The 20,950-nt window shown below is 52.0% G+C and carries 19 protein-coding genes; 3 read left to right on the top strand and 16 right to left on the bottom strand.

What is annotated here, in order from left to right:
* Positions 1 to 8 precede the first annotated feature (8 nt).
* From DVH26_RS04880 to DVH26_RS04810, 15 genes are all read right to left on the bottom strand, one after another.
* Positions 9 to 320, bottom strand: a complete 312-nt coding sequence (locus tag DVH26_RS04880; RefSeq protein WP_239631730.1) for a DUF4387 domain-containing protein — start codon at positions 318 to 320, stop codon at positions 9 to 11.
* Positions 317 to 1,690, bottom strand: a complete 1,374-nt coding sequence (locus DVH26_RS04875) for an acyclic terpene utilization AtuA family protein (RefSeq protein ID WP_239631728.1) — start codon at positions 1,688 to 1,690, stop codon at positions 317 to 319. Before DVH26_RS04875 ends, DVH26_RS04880 begins: the two co-directional genes overlap by 4 nt.
* 267 nt (positions 1,691 to 1,957) lie before the next feature.
* Positions 1,958 to 2,659 carry a FadR/GntR family transcriptional regulator gene (locus DVH26_RS04870; protein WP_239631726.1) on the bottom strand — a complete coding sequence of 234 codons (702 nt, stop codon included), beginning with the start codon at positions 2,657 to 2,659 and terminating at the stop codon, positions 1,958 to 1,960.
* 362 nt (positions 2,660 to 3,021) lie between these two features.
* Positions 3,022 to 4,401, bottom strand: coding sequence for an ABC transporter substrate-binding protein (locus DVH26_RS04865; RefSeq protein WP_239631724.1), 1,380 nt, complete (start codon positions 4,399 to 4,401; stop codon positions 3,022 to 3,024).
* A 72-nt stretch (positions 4,402 to 4,473) separates the two neighbouring features.
* Complete coding sequence (locus tag DVH26_RS04860) at positions 4,474 to 5,295, bottom strand: carbohydrate ABC transporter permease (protein WP_239635280.1); 822 nt, start codon at positions 5,293 to 5,295, stop codon at positions 4,474 to 4,476.
* A gap of 5 nt (positions 5,296 to 5,300) precedes the next feature.
* Complete coding sequence (locus DVH26_RS04855) at positions 5,301 to 6,257, bottom strand: carbohydrate ABC transporter permease (protein WP_239631722.1); 957 nt, start codon at positions 6,255 to 6,257, stop codon at positions 5,301 to 5,303.
* A gap of 261 nt (positions 6,258 to 6,518) precedes the next feature.
* Positions 6,519 to 7,793 (bottom strand): LamG-like jellyroll fold domain-containing protein, encoded by a 1,275-nt coding sequence (locus tag DVH26_RS04850; RefSeq protein WP_239631720.1) that lies wholly within the window; start codon positions 7,791 to 7,793, stop codon positions 6,519 to 6,521.
* Positions 7,794 to 8,080: 287 nt separating this feature from the next.
* On the bottom strand, positions 8,081 to 8,896 hold the full coding sequence (locus tag DVH26_RS04845; RefSeq protein ID WP_239631718.1) for an alpha/beta hydrolase: 816 nt from the start codon (positions 8,894 to 8,896) through the stop codon (positions 8,081 to 8,083).
* Between the two features lie 12 nt (positions 8,897 to 8,908).
* A complete protein-coding gene (locus DVH26_RS04840) occupies positions 8,909 to 9,679 on the bottom strand; it encodes an alpha/beta hydrolase (RefSeq protein ID WP_239631716.1) in 771 nt (256 codons plus the stop codon).
* A gap of 13 nt (positions 9,680 to 9,692) precedes the next feature.
* On the bottom strand, positions 9,693 to 10,718 hold the full coding sequence (locus tag DVH26_RS04835) for a FecCD family ABC transporter permease (RefSeq protein WP_481857574.1): 1,026 nt from the start codon (positions 10,716 to 10,718) through the stop codon (positions 9,693 to 9,695).
* Positions 10,711 to 11,718, bottom strand: coding sequence for a FecCD family ABC transporter permease (locus tag DVH26_RS04830; RefSeq protein WP_239631714.1), 1,008 nt, complete (start codon positions 11,716 to 11,718; stop codon positions 10,711 to 10,713). The genes DVH26_RS04835 and DVH26_RS04830 overlap by 8 nt, the downstream gene beginning before the upstream one ends.
* A 16-nt stretch (positions 11,719 to 11,734) precedes the next feature.
* On the bottom strand, positions 11,735 to 12,772 hold the full coding sequence (locus DVH26_RS04825; protein WP_239631712.1) for an iron-hydroxamate ABC transporter substrate-binding protein: 1,038 nt from the start codon (positions 12,770 to 12,772) through the stop codon (positions 11,735 to 11,737).
* A gap of 120 nt (positions 12,773 to 12,892) precedes the next feature.
* On the bottom strand, positions 12,893 to 14,548 hold the full coding sequence (locus DVH26_RS04820; RefSeq protein ID WP_239631710.1) for an ABC transporter substrate-binding protein: 1,656 nt from the start codon (positions 14,546 to 14,548) through the stop codon (positions 12,893 to 12,895).
* A gap of 14 nt (positions 14,549 to 14,562) precedes the next feature.
* The gene (locus tag DVH26_RS04815) at positions 14,563 to 14,769 is read right to left on the bottom strand and encodes a hypothetical protein (RefSeq protein WP_239631708.1); all 207 of its coding nucleotides are present in this window, start codon (positions 14,767 to 14,769) and stop codon (positions 14,563 to 14,565) included.
* A 352-nt stretch (positions 14,770 to 15,121) separates the two neighbouring features.
* Positions 15,122 to 15,754 carry a TraX family protein gene (locus tag DVH26_RS04810; protein ID WP_239631705.1) on the bottom strand — a complete coding sequence of 211 codons (633 nt, stop codon included), beginning with the start codon at positions 15,752 to 15,754 and terminating at the stop codon, positions 15,122 to 15,124.
* A gap of 212 nt (positions 15,755 to 15,966) precedes the next feature.
* On the opposite strand from DVH26_RS04810, the gene DVH26_RS04805 reads away from it, so the two are divergent.
* From DVH26_RS04805 to DVH26_RS04795, 3 genes are all read left to right on the top strand, one after another.
* The gene (locus tag DVH26_RS04805; protein WP_239631704.1) at positions 15,967 to 16,401 is read left to right on the top strand and encodes an NUDIX domain-containing protein; all 435 of its coding nucleotides are present in this window, start codon (positions 15,967 to 15,969) and stop codon (positions 16,399 to 16,401) included.
* Positions 16,398 to 16,970: an O-acetyl-ADP-ribose deacetylase gene (locus tag DVH26_RS04800; protein WP_239631701.1), complete on the top strand. Its 573-nt coding sequence runs from the start codon at positions 16,398 to 16,400 to the stop codon at positions 16,968 to 16,970. The genes DVH26_RS04805 and DVH26_RS04800 overlap by 4 nt, the downstream gene beginning before the upstream one ends.
* 370 nt (positions 16,971 to 17,340) lie before the next feature.
* Entirely contained in the window at positions 17,341 to 18,903 is a 1,563-nt protein-coding gene (locus DVH26_RS04795; protein ID WP_239631699.1) for a stalk domain-containing protein, read from the top strand.
* 729 nt (positions 18,904 to 19,632) lie between these two features.
* Here the strand turns inward: DVH26_RS04795 and DVH26_RS04790 are convergent.
* The gene (locus DVH26_RS04790) at positions 19,633 to 20,907 is read right to left on the bottom strand and encodes an alpha-L-fucosidase (RefSeq protein ID WP_239631697.1); all 1,275 of its coding nucleotides are present in this window, start codon (positions 20,905 to 20,907) and stop codon (positions 19,633 to 19,635) included.
* Between the last annotated feature and the right edge of the window lie 43 nt (positions 20,908 to 20,950).

The raw sequence follows: 20,950 nt of genomic DNA, 5'->3' as shown, positions 1-20,950 counted from the left end.
TGCCTCGTTCACAGGTTCAGCTCCAGCTCCATAAGCGGCGCGTGCTGCTGGGCTCCGTACACATCCCGATCCAGAAACGTGCCGGAGGAAACCTTCCTTGCGAACGTAATTTTAAACCCGAGCGCCTGATCGAAAAACACGATATGCATAATATGGTCTTCTTCGATGTTATACAGCCGGGCAATCAATGATTTATTGATAAGTCCGTGTTCCTTGATCTTGTAATACACGGCTGGCTCGGTAAACAGAACATCCACCGTAATCTCAAAAGGCCCGCTGTTCTTGCTTCGCAAAACGGTTGCTGCGTCATATAGCTTCATGGCTGCACCTCGATATATTCGATAGGAAACATTTCCAGCCCGTTGGAAACCTCCATCAAGTGATACACGGAAAACTCGTACACCGCGCCGAACGGCACATCGCTTGGAGCGAACGGGAACGCCAGATTGCCGGCAGTCGCTTTACGGCCCTCGTAGCCGTAATGCAGGAAAGTCGATCTCACCGAGCTGCAGACTGCGTTCGCGAGCTCCTGCGTCTTCGCTACGACTTCGAACACGACGCCCAATTCGTGACCCGGCGTACGCTGCGGCTCCAAGTCTCCCAGTACGCCGTTCAAGCCGTAATTAATGAAATGAATGCTGTAATCCTCCGGCGGTATTTCACTGTAATAGTCCCTGACCTGCTGCTTGACGAGCTCCTCCACCTGCTCGATGCGTTGAATCAGCAGCGGATCGCGCACTCCGGCGACGACGAATGTCCGATAGGCGACCTTCATGGCACCTTCCAGCTTGATCTTGTACACCGGCGTCTCGGCTATTTTGCTGCCACGCACTTCCACGCTGCCGTCCCCGAGCTCCGTAAAAACGCACTGCTCCAGGTCAAGCACTAATCCCGGCCCGTGCAAAATATACGGGTGATCCTTCTCGTAAAACGTATGCGCGGCGACCGAAACCGCCGTACATTTGCGGGCGTCATTCAGAGGCTGGACGATGAAGAAGTCCTGTTTGAGCGTGCCTAGCATACTATCTTTCGTTGTTCCGGGTTCTGCCGACAATGCGGCGCACTCCAATATTTTGCCCAAATGGTAGGCAAGCGCCGTATCGTAGCCATGGTACATCGCGACCGCAGCGAACGGCGACGGATCATAGGCGCGCCCGCAAAGGATGATGTCGGCTCCCGCTTCAAGCGCCTCGATGATCGGCTCATGCCCCATTTGCGCGACGATGCTGCCGGTGGCCGCCAGCCTTTCTCCGGTAAGCGGTGCCACAGATAAGCCGAGCGGCTCGCATTGACCGGCAGCCAGCTTCGCTTCCACCACCTCATGGGGGATATCCGCCCATATCGTGGCTATCTTGACGCCGCCGATTCCGTGCTCCCGCAAAATATCCATGATGATCGCCTTCGTCCATTCCACGTGGACCTTGGCGCCGCTGCCTCCGGCTGATCCGATGATGATCGGAATGCCGGCCTTCGTACCCTCGGTGATAATGATCTCGAGGTCTTTTTTGCAAGCCTGCCTGCTGACAATCGCCGTGCCGGCGCCGAGCTTGTGAGGTCCTGCATCGGTAGAGCCTGCGTCCACTACGATCGCATCCGGCTGATGAGCCATTCCATTCATGAAGGACGCTTTCGGAAATCCGTAGCCCAGCATCCCGCAAGGGGCCAGTATTTTGAATTGTTGTTGTGTCATATGCACCCTCCGTTATCCCAAGCATTGTGTACTTAAAAAAAGCGAATCGCAGTCCGCCGCGTGCTTCTTACCGCTGAATCTGCTGCAATCGTTTCCATTAATCTGGTATTTGGATAATTGGGTGATCCAATTTGAGCGTGAGAACACCTCTATCGAGGCATTTCGATGATGAACGACCGCGGTTAATGGTAGGTTTTATCGCCAATAGGAATATTACCAGTTTGCTGCACAAAACTTATAAATCCCTATGTGGTCAAAAGGATGGGATCATCCGTTTGTTTCCGCTTTCCGCAAAATATTTTGCTTAACCTGGCTAATATGGTGCAGCAGTGCTTCCTTCGCTTTGCCGGGGTCTTTTTCCTTGATCGCCTGGACAATTTGAAAATGCTCCTTGTACACTTCCGCTTTCCGGCCGGGAATTTCCACCGTCTTCACCAGCGTTTTCTGCAGCAGATCCATATGAAGATCGATCAGATTGACCAGAACCACATTATGCGTAGCTTTCGCAATCGAGAGATGGAACGCCTGATCGGGATTGACCGGGTCGTCGGAGTCGGTGTCGATCGTCCCCCAGCTTTCAAGAGCGCTTTCAATTTCGGCAATATCCTGCTCCGTCGCCCGAATCGCCGCCAGCTCGACAATGCCGGTTTCGAAAATCTCTCTCGCTTCCAGCAGCTCGATAATGGTCGCTCTCTCGATATTCTCGATAATTTGCTTCGTATCCTCGGTCTTGTTAAGGTTCTTGCTTAAGAACCGGCCGCCGCCGGGACGGGTTTCGATCAAGCCTTCCCGCTCCAGTATCCGGAACGCCTCGCGCAGCGTCCCGCGGCTGATGCCAAACGCCTGAGCCAGCTCCCTCTCTGTCGGCAGAACATCGCCAGGAGCAAGGTTTCCTTCCAGAATCAAGCTCTCGATCTGCTCAATGACATCTTCATAGACACGATGGTATTTAATCTTCTTAATGGTCATTGTAATTAACCTTCCCGTGTTGACGTGACTTGCGGTAAATTGGATCACCCAATTATCCGCTCTTTCATACTAATCATTATTCTCCGATGTGTCAAGGGGAATGAACGAGAACAAAATCCCCCAAAAGTGAAGCGAAGCTCTGAAGCTTGTTCCGTCCGCATCAAGCCATAGCTTGATCGGCGTCTAACCGTTAAAAGGTTGGACATTACTTTTGGGGGAGCCCCCGACTAGACACCGGAATTTGCTACGTATAATTTCCTATACGACAAAAAAAGCTGACGCCTGCTATAGCGGCATCAGCTTACTTACTCTTACTTTGTACCGATGTTCATACGATATCGGGGCATAGCTTCCTTTCCTTGTTACTTCCCAACCGTTTTGTTATATTGCCCGATTTTCGTCGTAATCTCCTTCGCGGCGCCTTCCAGCGCTTCTTTCGGAGCCTTTTTGCCGTTCAGCACTTCTTCGATAGCTGTTTCCGTAAGCTGGCGGGCTTCCGGGAATACGCCCATGACAGCGCCTTGTGTGGCTTTGCTAGGCTTCGATGCGTGCAGCTGGTCTACAGCGGTTTTGAACTGCGGATATTTCGCCATATTGTCCTTCACCAGCTGATCGTCATACGCCTTCTTCGTAATAGGGAAGTAGCCCGTGTTGACGCTCCAGTACGCTTGCTGTTTCGGATCGGCCAAGAATTTCATGAACTGCCACGCGCCTTTTTGCTCGGCTTCGGAACGGTTGTTCATGATGTAGTTGCTCGCGCCGCCGATGATCACGCCGCCGTCACTGGCACCTGCCGGTTTAGGCAGGAAGCCGGTGCCCACTTCGAATTTGCCTTCAGCAGCATTGACGACGCCGCGAAGTCCGGCCGTGGAGTCAAGCGTCATAGCGATTTGGCCGGCAAGGAACGCTTTCTTGGTATCGTCGGATTTGCGGCCGAGGTTCAGCATCGATTTGTCGTCGACCATTTGCTTCCACCAGGTCAACGTCTTCACACCGGCATCGCTCGCTAGCAAAGATTCAGTAGCCATAGAAGTCCGGCCGTTGCCGTTGTTCACAAGCTCTGCGCCTTGGTTAGCGAAGAACTGCTCAACAAGCCACGCGTAGATGGCGATCGAGCCGCCCGCAACGTTGTCTTTGGTCAGCTTTTTGGCATATTCGGCCATTTCCTCGTACGTAGCAGGCGGTTTTTCCGGGTCGAGGCCTGCCGCTTTAAACATCGTTTTGTTGTAATACAAGATCGGGTTGGACGTATTGAACGGCATCGAATACAGCTTGCCGTCATGTCTATAGTAGTTCAAAATATTTTCTTCCAATTGGGAAACATCGTATTTATCCGCATCGATGAACTGCTGCACCGGCGTAATCGCCTTCGTATCGATCATGAACCGGCTGCCGATTTCGTACATTTGCACCATCGTCGGGCCGCTCTTCGAATCAAGAGAAGCTTTCAGCTTGTTCAGATTTTCATCGTAGGTGCCTTGGAAAATCGCCTCAACCACAACATCCTTCTGCGACGCGTTGAAATCCGCTACAAGCTTGTCCACCGCTTTGCCGAGCTCGCCGCTCATCGCGTGCCACCATACGACTTTCACAGGGTCGCCGGATTTGGCCGGAGCTGCGGCATCGTTAGCGGCAGCAGGTGTAGCAGTACCGCCGGTTGCGGCTCCTCCACAGGCCGAGGTCATCAACATCGTGGCAGCCAATACCGCCAACGGTAATGTCTTATTGTTCATACGCTTCATCTTCTCCATCTCTCCCTTTTCATCTTAAAAAAAGTCTATGTTGTGATGCATTAGAACCATTAAAACACTTGCTCATCCTTTGACGGCGCCGGCCGTCATACCGCGCACGAGCTGCTTCAAGCCTACGAACAACAGCAGCAGCGACGGCAGGAGCATCGTCATAATCCCCGCCAGCACGAGATTCCACGAGGTGTTCTCCTCGAACTGCAGCATCCCGACGCCGATCTGTACGGTGCGCATGTTCGGTGTGTTGGTCACAAGCAGCGGCCACAGGTACATGTTCCAGTGGCTCAGGAACGAGTACACGGCGAGCGTCCCGATCGCGGGCCGCGACAACGGCATCACGAGCTGCGCAAACATCCGAAGGTGGCCGCAGCCGTCGATACGAGCCGCTTCGAACAGCTCCTTCGGCAGCTGCAGGAAAAATTGGCGCAGCAAAAACGTGCCGAAAGCCGAAGCGAGAAACGGTACGATCAGCGCCTGGTAGCTGTCCATCCAGCCCCAGCTTTTGATCGTCAGATAGTTCGGGATGACCGTTACTTCCCACGGGATCATCATAGTGGAGAGAAACAGCGCAAACAGCGCGTTGCGGCCGGGGAACCTCAAGAAGGTGAAGGCATAGGCCGCGAGGCTGGCCGTGAGCACTTGGCCGATCATAATCGCCCCGGCGACCAAAAAGCTGTTCGAAATAAACCTTCCGACAGGAATGGTGCGCGTCACGTCCAAATAGTTGTGCCAGTTGAAGCTGCCCGGCAGCAGCTTCGGCGGGAACGACGCCGACTCGGCCGTCGTCATGAATGAGTTGGATAACGCGTACAGCAGCGGAAACAGCATTACTGCCGCAGCGGCGGTTAACAAAACATAGAGCAGTGTATTTTGCAGCCGTGAGCCGATGGAATTCACTGATAATGCACCTTCCTCTCAAAGTAGCGGAACTGCACTATCGTCAAGATCAAAATGATCGCGAACAGCACGAGCGCCTGAGCGCTTCCGATGCCGAAGCGGAAATTAACGAAGGCGTCCTGATAAATGTTAAAGACGATAACGTCCGTCGTATTGATAGGTCCGCCCTTGGTCAGGATGTGAATTTGACCGAACGATTGGAAAGCGGAGATGACGGACACGATACCTACAAAAAACAGCGTCGGGGACACGAGCGGCAGCGTAATCCGGAAAAACGTCCGCAGCGGGCCGGAGCCATCGATTTTGGCGCTCTCGTAAATCTCGTCAGGCACTCCCTGAAGTCCGCTCAGCAGCACGATATAGTTGAAGCCAAGGTTCATCCATATGGTCATCATGGAGACCGCAAAAATCGCCAAAGCCGGATCGGTCAGCCAGCCTACAGGCTGCAGGCCGATGAGCGTAAGGAAATAGTTCAGCGTGCCGAGCGTCGGATGAAACAGCACCATCCAGATGATCGAGCCCGTTCCGACCGATACGGCGACCGGCATCGAGAACGCGAGCTGGAACCAGCGCATGCCGCGAAGCTTATTGTGGGTCAGCGCAGCAAGCACGAGTGCGATCAGGATACCGAGCGGCACGGTCAGCAGCGTGAACGATAGCGTTACCTTCAAGCTTTGATAAAATTTGTCGGAGGTGAACAATTCGATGTAATTGTCCCATCCGGCGAAAGCAGCGACGCGTCCGCGAGGATCGGTCAATTGAAAGCTGAGATAGACCGATTTGATCATGGGATAAAACAGAAAGATGCCGAACAACGCCAGCGACGGGGCCAGAAACACATAAGCGAGTATGATCTCCCGCCATTGCACCGATGTAAGGCTGCGTTTTTTGACCGCTGGCTTACGGGCGGATTGTGCTGCCTGGAGCGATATATTATTGTCTATTAACGACATGGCTGATCTCCCTTCCAAAACTGAACTGCACTTTATGAGTATAGGGAGCTAATGTTTTCATAGAATCAAACGGATATTAAGAGTTTAATGAGATTTATCGCCGATTTACTTTTTATTAATATATGAATGACCTATTATCCATTTTTTTACATAAAAAAGGACCTTGCCCATGACAATGATGGACAAGGTGACGTTACATTCTTTTATTTTATTCAATCAGATTCGGCAACCCCACTCCCGCACCGCTCTACCGGTCTGCTATCATTTCTCCCGCATAACCGTCCACTCGTATCCGAAAGGATCCTGAAAATCCATGAACTGGGCGAACCCGCCGTCTCGTATTTCCCGAATCCGGGCACCGGCGGCTGTCAGCTCGCTTTGGATCAATTCCATCGACCGACCTGTTCTGAATATTACAGGGCTTGGCAGCCCGGCATAGCCCGTACCCGCCCCTGTATCGACATTGGTGCCGTGCAGCAGCAAATACGGACCGGTCTGCAGGCTTAACACATACAAATCCTCATAATGCCTCACATGCAGCTTAAAGCCAAGATGGCTCGTGTACCATTCCATTACTGCCCGTAGGTTCTCCTGCGGCACCGTCATCCGAATATCCTCAACGCGCTCCAAAATGGGGGCATTCTCCTGTTCTTCATCCTCTGTCTCATGCTCCGATACAGGCTGCCAGCCATCCTCCAAATAAAGCTCGTTCACTTCCTCGGCGGACAGCGCCCTGCTATACATCCTCAGATCGTCAATCTTCCCGTGAAAAAAGAAGTACGGCTCATCCGTCGCTTTTCTCCCTATATACAGCGGTTCCTCCGTATCCGGCCTCAATCTCCCCTGCCGTTCGCTTACAAGAACTCCGTTGCGGTACAGCTTGAACACCTGATTGTCGTAGGTTACCGCCAGATGATACCAGAGCTCTCTGTGCAGGGAGGGTCCGCTGCGGAGATCCGGCTCCAGCATAAACCGGTGAAACACAAACCGGGTATTGAAGGTGCTGAGCTGGAAGACGCGACGCATATGATGCCCGTCCTGAGCGACGATGCAGTGACCCCAGCCGTTGAACCGGGCGTCGGCATTGTAGCTGCACCATACCGATAAGGAGAACGCCTCCGAAGACACGTCCGGGGCCGGCTGCACCAGGATGTAATCGTCCTTTCCGTCGAAAAAGTACGCGCTGTCCGCGTTACCGAACCGGTCTGTACAAGGAGCGGCCCCCATGATGGTGCCATGGCGCCCGTTCCCGCTGCTGTCGCAAGCGTCCCCGTTGAACAAATACTCCGCCGTCAATCCTTTGCGCAAATGATCCCGCTGCATCGATCTTCCGAACAATTCGTCCATTCTCACTTGGAACACATCGCATAGCAGCGGCAGCAGGATGACGTCCGGGCACGATTGGCCGTTTTCCCACTTGCTGACAGCCTGATACGTGATTCCGAGCCGCTGGGCCAGCTGTTCCTGCGTCAAGCCGCGTTTCTTTCTGTAGCCTGCGATGCGCTCGCTCAGATTTTTACTGTAGTTGATGTTCATTCGGTTTATCGCCTCCCTATTTGGATTGTATAGGAAGCGATTTCCAAAAGGTAGCACGCGGTAGTAGAAATTGGTAAAATTTTTCTCAACCGCAGGTTGAGACCGCTGAGCACAGGCCCTCGGCAATAAATAAACCAACAAAGTGGAGCTTTCGTGTGAAGTCCCTCAGATGCTTTGTGGGGGAGCCCCCGAGCTTATTAATGCTATATATGAAAAAATGCACCTGCCTTATCGTCAAAGGCAAGTGCAAGTACAAGTGCGTTGCGCGAATCCGTCATAACTATGGCTTACTTGTGTTCTCTCTCCAATGCATACTGCACGGTCCGTCCGATCAACGCAGGCAGCACGGAAAGGTGTCCTTCACCGGCAAAAGCATGGAACGATGCGTCTACTCCCGCTCCGCTATGGCTCGCCAACCGGTTATACATGTCCTCGGCGTTACCGAGCATCCGCATCGGATGATGCAGCTCCAGCTCTCCTGCCGATAGCAGCAGCCTTACATCCGCCGGGGCTTGCTGTATACGGTCGGCAAAAGCCTGTTCTTCCTGCAGCAAGCTGCCGTTATTCCACCAGATGGACGGGCTTCCCGCAATATAGGAGCGGTACAGCTCGGGCCTGCGGAACAGCGTATACAGCGTAAACAGCCCGCCTAACGAGTGGCCGAACAGCGACTGCCGGCTGCGGTTGACCGGATATTGGCGCTCGATCTGCGGCTTGACCTGCTCCTCGATGAATCGAATAAACTCATCGCATCCTCCGGTAGGCGGCCACGGCTTGCCGTCTTTCCTCGGCGGCAGGACAGACGGGTCAGCCGGAGGAGTGTAGTCGTACACGCGCTCAACGGATCTGGAATCGGCCGAAGGGTATCCGATCCCTACGACCAGCAGCGAGCCGAAAGCGCGAGGATGGTTGCCGCCAAGCAGTCTTGCCGTTTCCGCTACGATAGAGAATACAGCGTTGCCGTCCAGCACGTACAGCACCGGATAGCCCTCCTCGGGCGCCTCTCCGTCGGGAGCGCCGACGAAGATCCGATACTCCCGCTGATTCGACACGGAGGTCAGGTCGAAATATGACGCTCCTGTTACCAGCACCTGCTCTTTCATAGGTTGCACTCCCTACTCCCTTGGATTTCTCGTCTCATCCGTGCCTGGATACAGCCATTCCATCGCATCGGGGAAATATTTTATGAAAAACTCATGGGTGTGTACCCCGCCCGGTTCTTCGACGAATTTCATTGATTTCCCGGGAAATCCGCCAGCCAAAAACTGCTGATGAGCCTCTCTCGTGTATGGCACCATATGCATCTGAATCGTTGTTTTGCCGGCCCCTTCTTCACTGCCCACATACATGAACAAGCGCTTGTCGTTGGACGGAATAGGATGGCTGCTCACATATTCAATCATGCCTTCGTACCAGAACGAGGCGGATAGCAGGCCGAACCGGCCGAATACTTCAGGGAACAAATAGGCGGCATATATCGTGATTAGCCCGCCGTAGGAAGCTCCGGCTATTCCGGTCGCCTCAGGCTCCCGCTTCGTACGGCAAGCGCCGTCGATATAAGGCTTGAGCTGTTCAACGACAAAACGCAAATACGTTTCGCCTTGGCCCTGACACGGAGTCGGGAACCGGTCCGAGATCGGGTCCGTATACCATGGCGTATACTCATCGTTGCGGTCGATAGGCTCAATGCCTACGAGAATCAGCTCCTGCAAAACACCGCGATCAAACCTCTCCTCCAGCTGCTCGGCGGCACCCATTATTAAATAATCTCCGTCCTGAATATAGACGACAGGATAAGCCGCCGCACTGTTCGATTCGTAGGAAGGCGGCAAATAGACGTAGATGTCGCGATTGACGAACCACTGCTTGTAAATCGTTCCTCTCAATGGCTTATCCTCCTTACTGACTTTTGGCGCGGAACAACAAATAAATGAAATAAGGAACGCCCAGGATGGCAATGACAATGCCCGCAGGAAGCGTAACCGGGGCAAAGATCGTCTTGCCGATAAAATCAGCCGCCACCACAAGCACCATCCCGACAAGTCCGCACACCGGAATGACCTTTTTGTGTTGAATACCGACCAGCCTCTTGGCGATATGAGGCGCCATCAAGCCGACGAAGCCCATGCTTCCCGATACGGAGACGCACGCGGCTACAATGCCTACGCTGGCCAAGAGCAGCATTACCGTTTCTTTGTCGACGGCTACGCCTACGCTTACTGCACTGTCCCGCTGCAATTGGAACAAATCGAGCAGGCGCGATTTCCACCAGATGAACGGAACGAGCACAACGAGCCAAGGCAAGGCGGCCGTGACGAACCGCCAGTTCGCGTTCCAGACGCTGCCGGACAGCCAAACGGTGGCCATTTCGAAATCCTGCGGATTCATCTTTAGCGAAATGTACATCGTGAAGGCGCCCAGACCGGATGCAATGGCGATCCCGGACAAAATCAACCGCTGCGAGTCAAGCCTTCCGTTGCTCCAGGCGAACAGGAAGATCAGTACGGCGGCGCCGACGCCTCCTACCCAGCCAAACAATGGCATAGCCATCGCAGAAGTCCAGCCGATTCCGCTCATTTTTCCTTGGTACAGGAGCATGAACAGAACCACAGCCGACCCCGCTCCGGCGTTGATCCCCAGAATGCCGGGATCCGCCAGCCCGTTGCGCGTGATGCCTTGGATGACGGCGCCGGCAATGCCGAGCCCAAGCCCGACTAACGCCGCAATGACAATTCGGGGCAGACGGAAATCGAACAGGACGAGATCATAGTCCGGATTCGGGTGAATTCGCAGCAGCGTGCCGAACACATCCTTCACCGGAATGTCGAAGGCTCCGTTCGTTATACTGATATACACGGTCGCCAGAAACAGGAGCAGCCCCGTCGCCGCAACCGTCCAGAAACGCAGCATCGAGTTTCTAGGCATGTGCCTCGCCCCCTTTCTTGCGGATCAAGTAAAGGAAGAAAGGGACGCCGATAATCGAAGTGACGATACCGATCGGAGTCTCGAAAGGATAGTTCATGAACCGGCTCAGCAGGTCGGCCAATGCGAGAAACAGCGCCCCGAGCACTCCTGCGCAAGGAACGATCCAGCGGTAGTCGAGCCCGATCAGGAACCGGGCGATATGCGGCACGATCAGTCCGACGAAGCCGATTTTTCCCGCCAGAGCCACCGAGATTCCCGTCAATATAACGACGGAGGCGGTTGCCGCCAATTTGACCAGCAACGTTCTTTGCCCTAGACCGGCGGATACTTCTTCACCAAGTGATAGGATCGTCACGGACTTGGACACGAGAAGCGCGATCACAAGTCCGACTATCGCAAAAGGAATTGCCAGCCGGATCAGCTGCGGCTCCATCTCATGCAACCGGGCATTATACCAGAAGCCGATATTTTGCGAAATTTGGAAGTAGACGGCCATCGCAGCCGAAATGCTGCTCAGGAACGTTCCGATGACCGCGCCGACCACGGCCATACGAACCGGCGACAAGCCTCCGGGAACCGCCGATGCGACACCGAGCACGATGGCGACGCCCAAGGCCGAGCCGATCAGCGAGAACCAGATCATGCTCATCGACGATGCTCCCGGAAGGACGATCATGCAGAGCGTAATCAGAAACGCCGAGCCGTCGGACACGCCCATAATAGAAGGGGACGCAAGATAGTTCCTTGTCATCCCCTGCATTAAGGCTCCCGATACGGCCAGGAATGCTCCGATGAGCAGCGCTCCCAGCACTCTGGGCAGTCGGGAGTGCATAATAATTTGATGATTGACATTATCCGCATCGAAGCGGAAGAACGCGTCCCCGATGGTTCCGGCGTCAATCTGCTTGGCCCCGTACAGCACCGACAATACAACGAGTGCTGCCATAGCGAACGGGGCTGCTGCCAATATTCCTATCGCTAATGCGCGTTTAGATAGCATATCCCATCAACCTGCATCAAGATCCGGACAGCTTCGCGACTGCCGCTTTCAGGAACTCGATTTTGCCCCACGAAGCTCCGCCTTGCGCCAAAGGATCGACTACGTTGACGAACACCTTGTTGTTTTTCACAGCTGCAATGCTTTTCCAAATCGGATTGCTCTGCAGCGACTCCAGCGCTTTAGGCGCATCCTTATTCTCGTCCTCAGAGAATTGCACGAACACATAATCCGGGTTCATCTGCGAGAACTTTTCCAGGGAGATCAGCTCCTGCGCTTTCGCCGCCTTCACCTCGGCAGGAACGGTAAAGCCCAGCTCCCCGTACAGCGACGGATTGAAGAATACGGATTCTGGATAGATGTACAGGCTGCCGGCCCGCACGCGGACGATGACGATTTTCTTATCCTTCATCTTCTCTCCGAGCTGCGCCTTCGCCGCTTTCAAATCGGCTTGGTATTGGGAGATCACTTTGTCAGCCTCCGCCTTCTTGCCCGTAAGCTCCCCGAGTGCCAGTAAATTCGCTTCCCAGTTTGTCGAAATGTGGGACATCGGCAAGGTCGGTGCCATTTTGGACAGCTGCTCCATTACCTCGGGCTTGAATTTCGACGAGCCAAGGATAACATCCGGCTTGAGGCTCAATATTTTCTCGAAATTCGGCTCCGTCTTCTCCCCGATCGACACCGCTTTACCCGTAATGCTCTTGAACATATCGGGAAACTTGCCGGAGACGCTGATCGCGCCTACTGGATTGATACCCAGCACCATCGCATCCTCCATCGATTCCAATGCTCCGGTAATGACGATCCGCTCGGCTTTCTCCGGCACCGTGTACGTTTTATCCAAAAAAGTCATCGTCTTGGCCTTCGCCTTCGCCTTCGCCTCCTGGCCGCCCGCTGCTGCCGGAGCTTGCGTTTGCGTCGGTGTCTGCGCTGCGCCTCCTCCTGCCGAACCCGCGCCGTTAGCTCCTTGAGCGCTTCCTCCGCTGCTCGTACCGCATGCCGTTAACGATAATGTCACTAGTAAAGCCAGCCCTCCGGCTGTCCATTTGCTTTTCATTTGCCCACCTTCGCCTTTCTGTTTCTTAATCTGAATCTATGGCCCTGTAATTGATAACCATTCTCATTGATAATGATAGAGAGTTTTCCTGCCTTAGAACATGGAAAATATCCGGAATCGTCATGGACGATTTCCGGAAAGGAGTCGAAGCGTATCCTCAACCATCCGCCCATGGGCGATGGGAGAATATTCCCGCCATGGATCGGAGTCGATCACATACGTCTTTTGGCTGCGCACCGCTTCCAGCTCCTGCCACTCCATGGAGTCACGCAGCTGCTGCCAGGCGGCCAGCGTTTCACTTTCATGGCAAATGTTCAAAATGAGCCGATCCGGCTGCAGCATGCGCAGCTGCTCTATCGTAAGCTTGTGGCTGTATGCGGAAGACGCGTACGCATAAGCAGGCTTCATCTGCAATTCGCCATAAAAGATGTCCGTGATCCCGCGATTGCAGTAAGCGTACAGCTGCCCTTTGTGGATTTTGACGATCAGAAACGAATCATTGTGCACGATCGGCCTCAACCGTTCCCGCACGGAGTGAACTTGCCGGTCAAAAGAGCTCAGCCACTCGTCGGCCTCCTTCGCTTCTCCTACGTAGTCTGCAGTCAGCTTGAGCTGCTGCCGCCAGTTCAGATCGGCTTGCGGCACATAATGAACATGTCCAATCTGCTCTAGCCGCTCCCTCTCCTCCGGATGCAATCCATCCATGCTTACAATCATGTCCGGTACGGATTGGCGAAGCTTCTCGATGTTGGCTTCCCAATGCTCGTTGATTTTGAAGGCGCTCAGATGAACGGGAATCTCGTTGCGGTACTTGTTATGGTAGTAAGCGGTCCATTTGGGATGCAGCGGCGCAGCGTACGGAATAATGTTCAACGCCAGCAAATGTCCGGTCGTCCAAGCGCCGTAAGCGGCGATTTTCCGCTGCCTCTTCTTCACATACACCGACGGAGAGACGCCGACCTGCTGCTTGAACTTGCGGCTAAAATAAAACTCATCCTGGTACCCTACCTGATGAGCGATATCCCTCAGCCTTGCATTCGACTGAATCAGGTATTGCTTCGCCTTGTTCATACGCAGCTCCGTTAAATAGTCGATCGCACTGATCCCGTACAGCTTTTTGAACAGCTCGACAAAATATTTCGGGCTCACTCCGGCGATTTTCCCCAGCTGATCAATCGTCAAGCTGTCGCCATAATGACGCTCCATATGCTCCTTGGCCCGATCCATCGCCGAATTTGCGCCATCCGCAGGTGGAGCATCTTCCTTCATGAGCTCATACAGCAGCTCTTGAAACGCTATTTGGCGGCGAAACCGTTCCGCCCGCTGCTCGCTGGCATAGCTGTCCATTACCGCCTCGCATAGCATAGCCGTCTCGCCCGGGGAATGCACAGCGATTTCTTGTTCGCCACGCTTCTCTTCAATCAAATGGAGAAGCCTCTCCCCCTTCGACACCGACGGCTCTATGTACATGTCGAAATGGAATAAATACACTTCCAGCCCGTCCCCATCTTCCGCCTTGATGCCGAACGTTTGCTCAGGCGAGCACCAATAGGCGGTTGCTCCCGACAGCCGGTGTTCGCCCGTATCGAGCGTCAGCGTTCCTTTCCCGTGCGTTGCTACTATGAGCAAATAAGAGAACGAAAGCTGCTGCCGCAGCGAAAAGCCATGCTCCCCCTTCACGTGCTCCACATGCCGCAGCTTGTACAGCGCCGCAGTCCAATCCATCTCGTTGCTCCATAACGGCTGCTGTGCAATCGTATTGGTGTTGGTGTTCATCCTCTCTCCTCCGTTCAACGCAAATGCACATCCGCATGAGAAAGCCACTGCGGACGGGAATCCGCCGGCTGCCCTTTCGTACCAGCGTCGGTCCGCGCGGCTGTGCTCTCCTGTTCGTGGCGGTGATGTGCCGTCTCATCCCCTGAATGCATTTGCTCCGCTCTTGATGCTTGCTCATCATTTCGCCGGAGCTGTGTGATCGTTTCATATAAAATTCCCATAGGGAAAACACCTCTTCATGTTGTTAAAATTCAAAGATCATCTAAAGCTCTCCCTAATATTAAATGATAATGATTCTCATTGTCAATTGTAACATGAATCTATTGGCTTTCCCTTTGCTTCGATCAATGGGCAAGCTCTCGGCTCCCCGCAATAGAAAAAGCACGGAACCGTGGTCCGTGCTGAGCTTGTAGAGAAACCTCTAGAATAGAAAAAGCTGTAAGGGTACTCCTGTGGGGTACCTCCCTTGATTATCATTATTGTAACATCCGGGCAGTCACTGCATAAAAAAAGACACCGAAGATTCCTCTCCCGTATCTGCATCCTAATCTTACGCTGCGGATTCATCCGCAATTATTTGTTCAATGCGATAATAAATTCAATGATGGCGATAATCGTCAAGTGCGCAGGATAAAAGCTTCTCCACAGCCATTTCGGCACCTTCATCCGCTCGAACAACCGATAAGCCGCTGGCGCATACACAATGCCTACCGTCGTAACAATACTGTATGCCTCGATAACCCAGCCTTTCAGAAACAGAAAAAGCAAATTTAAAGCAAAATGGCTCAGCACCGTAACATGGCTTTGCGTATACTTATAAATCAGAACAAGCAGCAGCCCATACAGGCCGTAATCGAAATTCATCCATTCCATAAGCGCGACGGCGGCAATAGCGGCCGGAATCCAGACGAGCTTCGCATGATGATCGATCAGATACAAAATAACGATACAAACGAGCAGCGTCCCGACGGCATTCACGCCTATTTCATCCAAAGCGACCATGTAAGGAATCTGGGACAAGAGAGCAATCCCCAAGAGCCGGTACATATATCCTTTCAAATTGCTGGTACGCCGGTAGCCCAGTACGATAAAGTAAGCATAGATCGGAAAGGCAATCCGGCCGATGATTCTCCACATCATTTGATCCTCGAAAAACACAAGCCCGATATGATCTACGAGCATCGTTAACATCGCAATAAGCTGCATCGGAACCTCCTGACGCACTAGTGTACTTAGTTTTATCATGACGCAGATAAGCGGATATTTCAACATTCATTTTAAGAAATGCATTCTCACAGCTCCCTCTTCTAGATCCATTGTGCCGTTCTTGCTCTTGATCCCAGTATGAATTTGAAAGAGTTGGAATGATATTGTAATGTAAACACATTGTGAGATATTTCAATCAAAGGAGCCTTCTTATGAAAAAGGAATATGATACACGTGTATCGTCCGGGTGCATTATTTTCAATCCTCATACACGTGACGAGGTTCTAGTCATCTGGAATGCAAACAAAGACAAACCGGCTTTGCCTAAAGGGAAAATCGAATCCAATGAAAGCGCTCAAGAAGCGGCGATTCGGGAAGTATTGGAAGAGACCGGCTATTCGGTCGAAATACTTAATGCAACCCCTGTTACGGTAACAGGACTAAGGCAGCGTAAAGAACCTTACCTTATGATTACGACACAATTCTTTCTTGCTAAGCTAACCAATACGACACCTATCGCAAAAGAAGACAAATCAATAATTTCTGTGGAATGGATGAAAGTAGATCGAGCCCTTCAAGAATTGGCGTTTCCGGAAGAAATAGAAGCGTTGTCAAATATGCTGCTAGTTCGAGGAGGGTTGCTGTGAAAGACACCATTACTATAAACCAAACGTCCGTTACGGTTCTAAAAGGCGATATTACCAAAATCGAAGCGGATGCTATTGTCAATGCGGCTAACACAAGCCTGCTTGGCGGAGGCGGGGTCGACGGCGCTATACATAGAGCGGGAGGCAAAGCAATCCTCGAGGAATGCATCAAAATAAGACAAAAGCAAGGAGGCTGCCCGGTTGGCGAAGCGGTCATTACTACGGCTGGAAGCTTGCCTGCCTCCTATGTTATCCATACGGTGGGACCTGTGTGGAACGGAGGACAGCATGATGAGCCGGCCAAACTGGAAAGCTGCTACTTGCGTTCTCTAGCTCTTGCTTCTGAATATAAGTTGAACCGCATTGCTTTTCCGAATATAAGCACGGGCATTTACCGTTTCCCCAAAGCTCTTGCAGCCGAAATTGCTATAAACACAGTACTTTCTTATATTCGTTCCTTATCTGCAGGTGATAATAGGTTGGATGGGATTCTCTTCGTCTGTTTCGACGATGAGAACTACGCCATTTACCGCGAGCTGCTGTACAGCCTACAGCCTATGAAAGAGTAGACGCTTGAACGAAGACACAAAGGCGCTATCCAACGGAACAAGTCGATATCACGAACGGCTCCCTACTGGATAACTCATTCGTAGTAACTTCCGGCGCATCTTCCCCTCCATTCGAGTGGCAAAATATCCGCTACTATTCGAAAATATTCCGAAATACCGCACAGGACCAACAAGTCGTCGTCAGCTTCGAGGTTCAAAACTACGTCGGAGGAACTTTCAATCCAGGCGCACTGATGTTCGTTGCGGATCTGTACAGCCCGAACCCTTTTTAATAGTAAGGGAACTGCATGGGCGGCTCCTTTTTTTCTTTACTATACATCTTTTCCTATTATAATGAAGAATGATATTACATAATAAGGAAGTGTACCCAGTGTCTAAACCAGCTTGGAATCGATTGCTTATCTTTTTCGCCTTCATAATGCTATTGTTTTTCCCGGAAAATAGTAAAGCGGAATCAAAGCTCATACCGGATCAGAATCTGGAGGCGGCTGTTCGCACGGAATTGAACTTATTGCAAAAATCTTTGGAAGAAGCCGATTTGCAAAAGCTAGACTCCTTATATCTAAGCGATCCGACACAAAAAGTGCAGTCCCTCGAAGGAATGCAATATGCAGCCAACCTGAATACACTTATTGTTCCGGGGCACCAGCTTCAACAAATCGAACCGCTGCATGGCTTGAATAAGCTTAGCTTTCTTGTCCTGAGCGGAAACGACATTTCAGACATTCAACCATTAGCCGACCTCGTCAGCTTACGGCGCCTGCTGCTTGATGGAAATGAGATAGAACATATCGAGCCATTATCCGGTTTAACTAACCTTACGGATCTACTGATTGGAAACAATAACATTAAACAGATTTCCGCATTGCAGGGGCTTCCGCTTCGATGGGTGGATTTGAGCAACAATCAGATCGAAGATCTAACTCCTTTACAGAAGGTTGCTTCTCTTGAAACGCTATATGCGGGCAATAATCAAATACGTAACATTGATGTATTACTGGAGCTGCCGAAATTGAAGGAGTTCCATCTGGAAAACAACCCTTTGGACGAGCATGCAGCATCCGTCATTAATGCCCTAAAAAATAAAGGGGTTAAAGTACAAACGGTTAAAGAAGATAAGCAAAAGGAACAACAAGATATTAGAGTCAGTCTCGACGCCAATACCGTTCCGTTCAGCGCTCCGCCTTTTATAGCCAATGGCACGACTTTCGTTCCATTCAGACCTGTATTTGACCGACTGGGGATTGAAATCAGCTGGGATGAAGCCACACGTACCATCCAAGGTAAAAAAGACGGCATACAAATCCAGCTGCAATTAGACAATCCGGTTGCCGTTGTTAACGGCAAAGAAGTTACCCTGCCCGCAGCCCCGGTTTTAGTAGACGGCTCTACCTTTGTACCTGTAAGGTTTATTTCAGAAGCCGTAGAGGCGCAAGTCGAATGGGATGCCGAACGGCGTATCGTTATTATTAACAGCAAAAAACAATTTGCAACCAAAGACGGCAAAATCCGCTTTACGGCTTACGGATTATGGAGAGATCTCTCGTCCATGATGGAAATGGATGACACCACTCAGCTGGCTATACGCTATTTTAACTATACCGAGCTGTACATCTATGCTCATCCCAAATCTGTCGTTGATCCTGCTAGCAAGGATTTACAGCGTCAATATTTGGAGCTGCTTAAACAGGAGCTTCTCATCGACAAGGAAAGCATTATAGAAGAGAAGCAGACGAAGGCTCTTGGATTCGATGCGCTGCAGCTGTCTTATGTCAATAATAACGATTGGGACAAACGAATTGACACCATCCTGGTGTTTGAGGCGGATTCCCAATTTTATACCATTATCAACTCTTCCTATGAAGTAACCTATAAAGAGTCAAGCAAGCAATTTCAGGAAATACTTGGTAGCATGACGTTTCGTGCCTCGTAACGTGACCGTAGAGAGAAAGGCCTTGACCGTTGTGGTCAGGGCCTTTCTGATTTGCAGGGTTCTGCTCTCTTACCGGGTAAGTGAGAAACACCCTCTCGGAAGACAGACTGTTGAGAATCCCGTTTCACACTGTAATACTAATGCGAGGTTAAGCGAGGTTTCTCCAGGAGAAGCGACATGCCCCCATTGTTTTCTGGGAATTGCCGTCTCAAAAGGCTTATGAAGAAGGCTTCCGGAAGAAGGTACCACGCCGGGTCCTCTGCAGCCTTTTTAAGCTGCATGAGGTTTTCAGCAAGCAGATGCATTTCGTTAGTGTGCACGTAGCGTTGGAGAGCATCGTTGAGGCGATTCGGACCGTGGATCCGTTATTTTGGCAAAAATGGCTCTATTCGCAGGGTGATCGGACTTTAGATCCGCTATTTCGCAAAAAAACAAGGTTTTTGCCAGTAAAATAGGCAAATAACGGATCCCATGTCCGATCGCACTGCAAAAGCAGCAGCATGTCAACAAATAACGGATCTCCTGTCCGATGGGTACCTGCGTACCAGCCACAGGATTCTGGAACTAACACGTAGACGATAGAATCCTGGTTTGACTCTGCGATAACAAGACTCGCTTGGTTTATTGCAAATATATTATCCGATGACCCCGGACTGATAAAACTTAAAAAGACACGGAGAATCCCTCCGTGTCTTTCATTTCTTAACGCATCGGCTGCCGCCGCAGCACTCACTTCAAATGAAGCTCAATCACCGTATCCCGCTCATCCGGCAGCTCGGCACCCGCCAGGGTAATGAACGCGCCACCCTCAATGTCGGAATATTCCTCCGCCATCCAAGGCGTTTCCACCTTCAGCTCGGTTCCGTCCCGCAGCAATCTCGCCCTCTCGATCTTGCCCTTCAAGCCCTCGAAGTAAGTCGGGCCGATGCCGCGGTCGTAGACGTGGGCGTACAGCTTTTTGCCGTTTTGCGTATAACGGCCCCATTCCGGCTTCGGCAGAGCCGCCGCTCCGCAGCCATAGATGCTGTCACCGTTGAGTCTCAGCCATTCCCCAACCTCGTGCAGAACGTCCAGGGTTTCGCGGTTAATCTCTCCTTTGGCATCCGGCGCTACATTCAGCAGCAGATTCCCGTTCTTGCTGACGCATTCGGCCAGCGTGCGGATGACCTGCTTGGCTGACTTGTAGTTTTTGTCCGTGGAGTGGTAGCCCCAATGGTCGTTCAACGTAATGCAGGCTTCCCAAGGGACCGGCTTGCCGTTGACATCGACGATGCCTCCGGGAGGAATGATCTGCTCCGGCGAGAAGAAGTCTCCCGCGTATTCCTCCGGCTCCGCCGCGCGGATATTGCCGCCGAGACGATTGTCGATGATAATGTCCGGCTGGATAGACCGGATCATCCGCACAAGCTCGGTCGCCTTCCATTTCTCTCCGGTCATTTGATCGTAAGAGAAATCGAACCACATGATGTCGATCTTGCCGTAGTTCGTCAGCAGCTCCTTCACCTGGCCGTGCATATAAGTCAAATACCGGTCAAAATCAATAGGCTTATCCTTGGCCGCTATATTGTCCCGATCCGGATGAGCCTTGTCTCCGTAGCCCGGGTAATCGTCGTGGTGCCAGTCGATAATGGAATAATAAAGGCCAACGCTAAGGCCCTCCTCGCGGAAAGCATCCACATACTCGCGGACCAGATCCCGTCCGGCCGGCGTATTCGTCGCCTTGAAATCCGTCAGCTTGCTGTCGAACAAGCAGAAGCCGTCATGGTGCTTCGTCGTCAGCACGGCATATTTTTGCCCTGCGGCTTTCGCCGCTTTGGCCCATTTCTTCGGATTGTAACGGGATGCGTCGAATTCATCGAAATATACCTTATACTGCTCGTAGCTCATTCGCTCGTTGCCCCGAATCCATTCTCCTCTGGCGGGAATCGAGTACAGCCCCCAATGAATGAACATCCCGAACCGATCGTGCATAAACCAGCGGGTTCTTTGCTCTCTCGTACTCATCTGGAACATCCTCCGTCTCCATAACCGTTATCGCTTACGTTAT

The organism is Paenibacillus sp. H1-7 (assembly GCF_022354825.1).
Classification (GTDB): Bacteria; Bacillota; Bacilli; order Paenibacillales; family NBRC-103111; genus Paenibacillus_S.
This window is presented reverse-complemented; position numbering and strand designations above follow the sequence as displayed.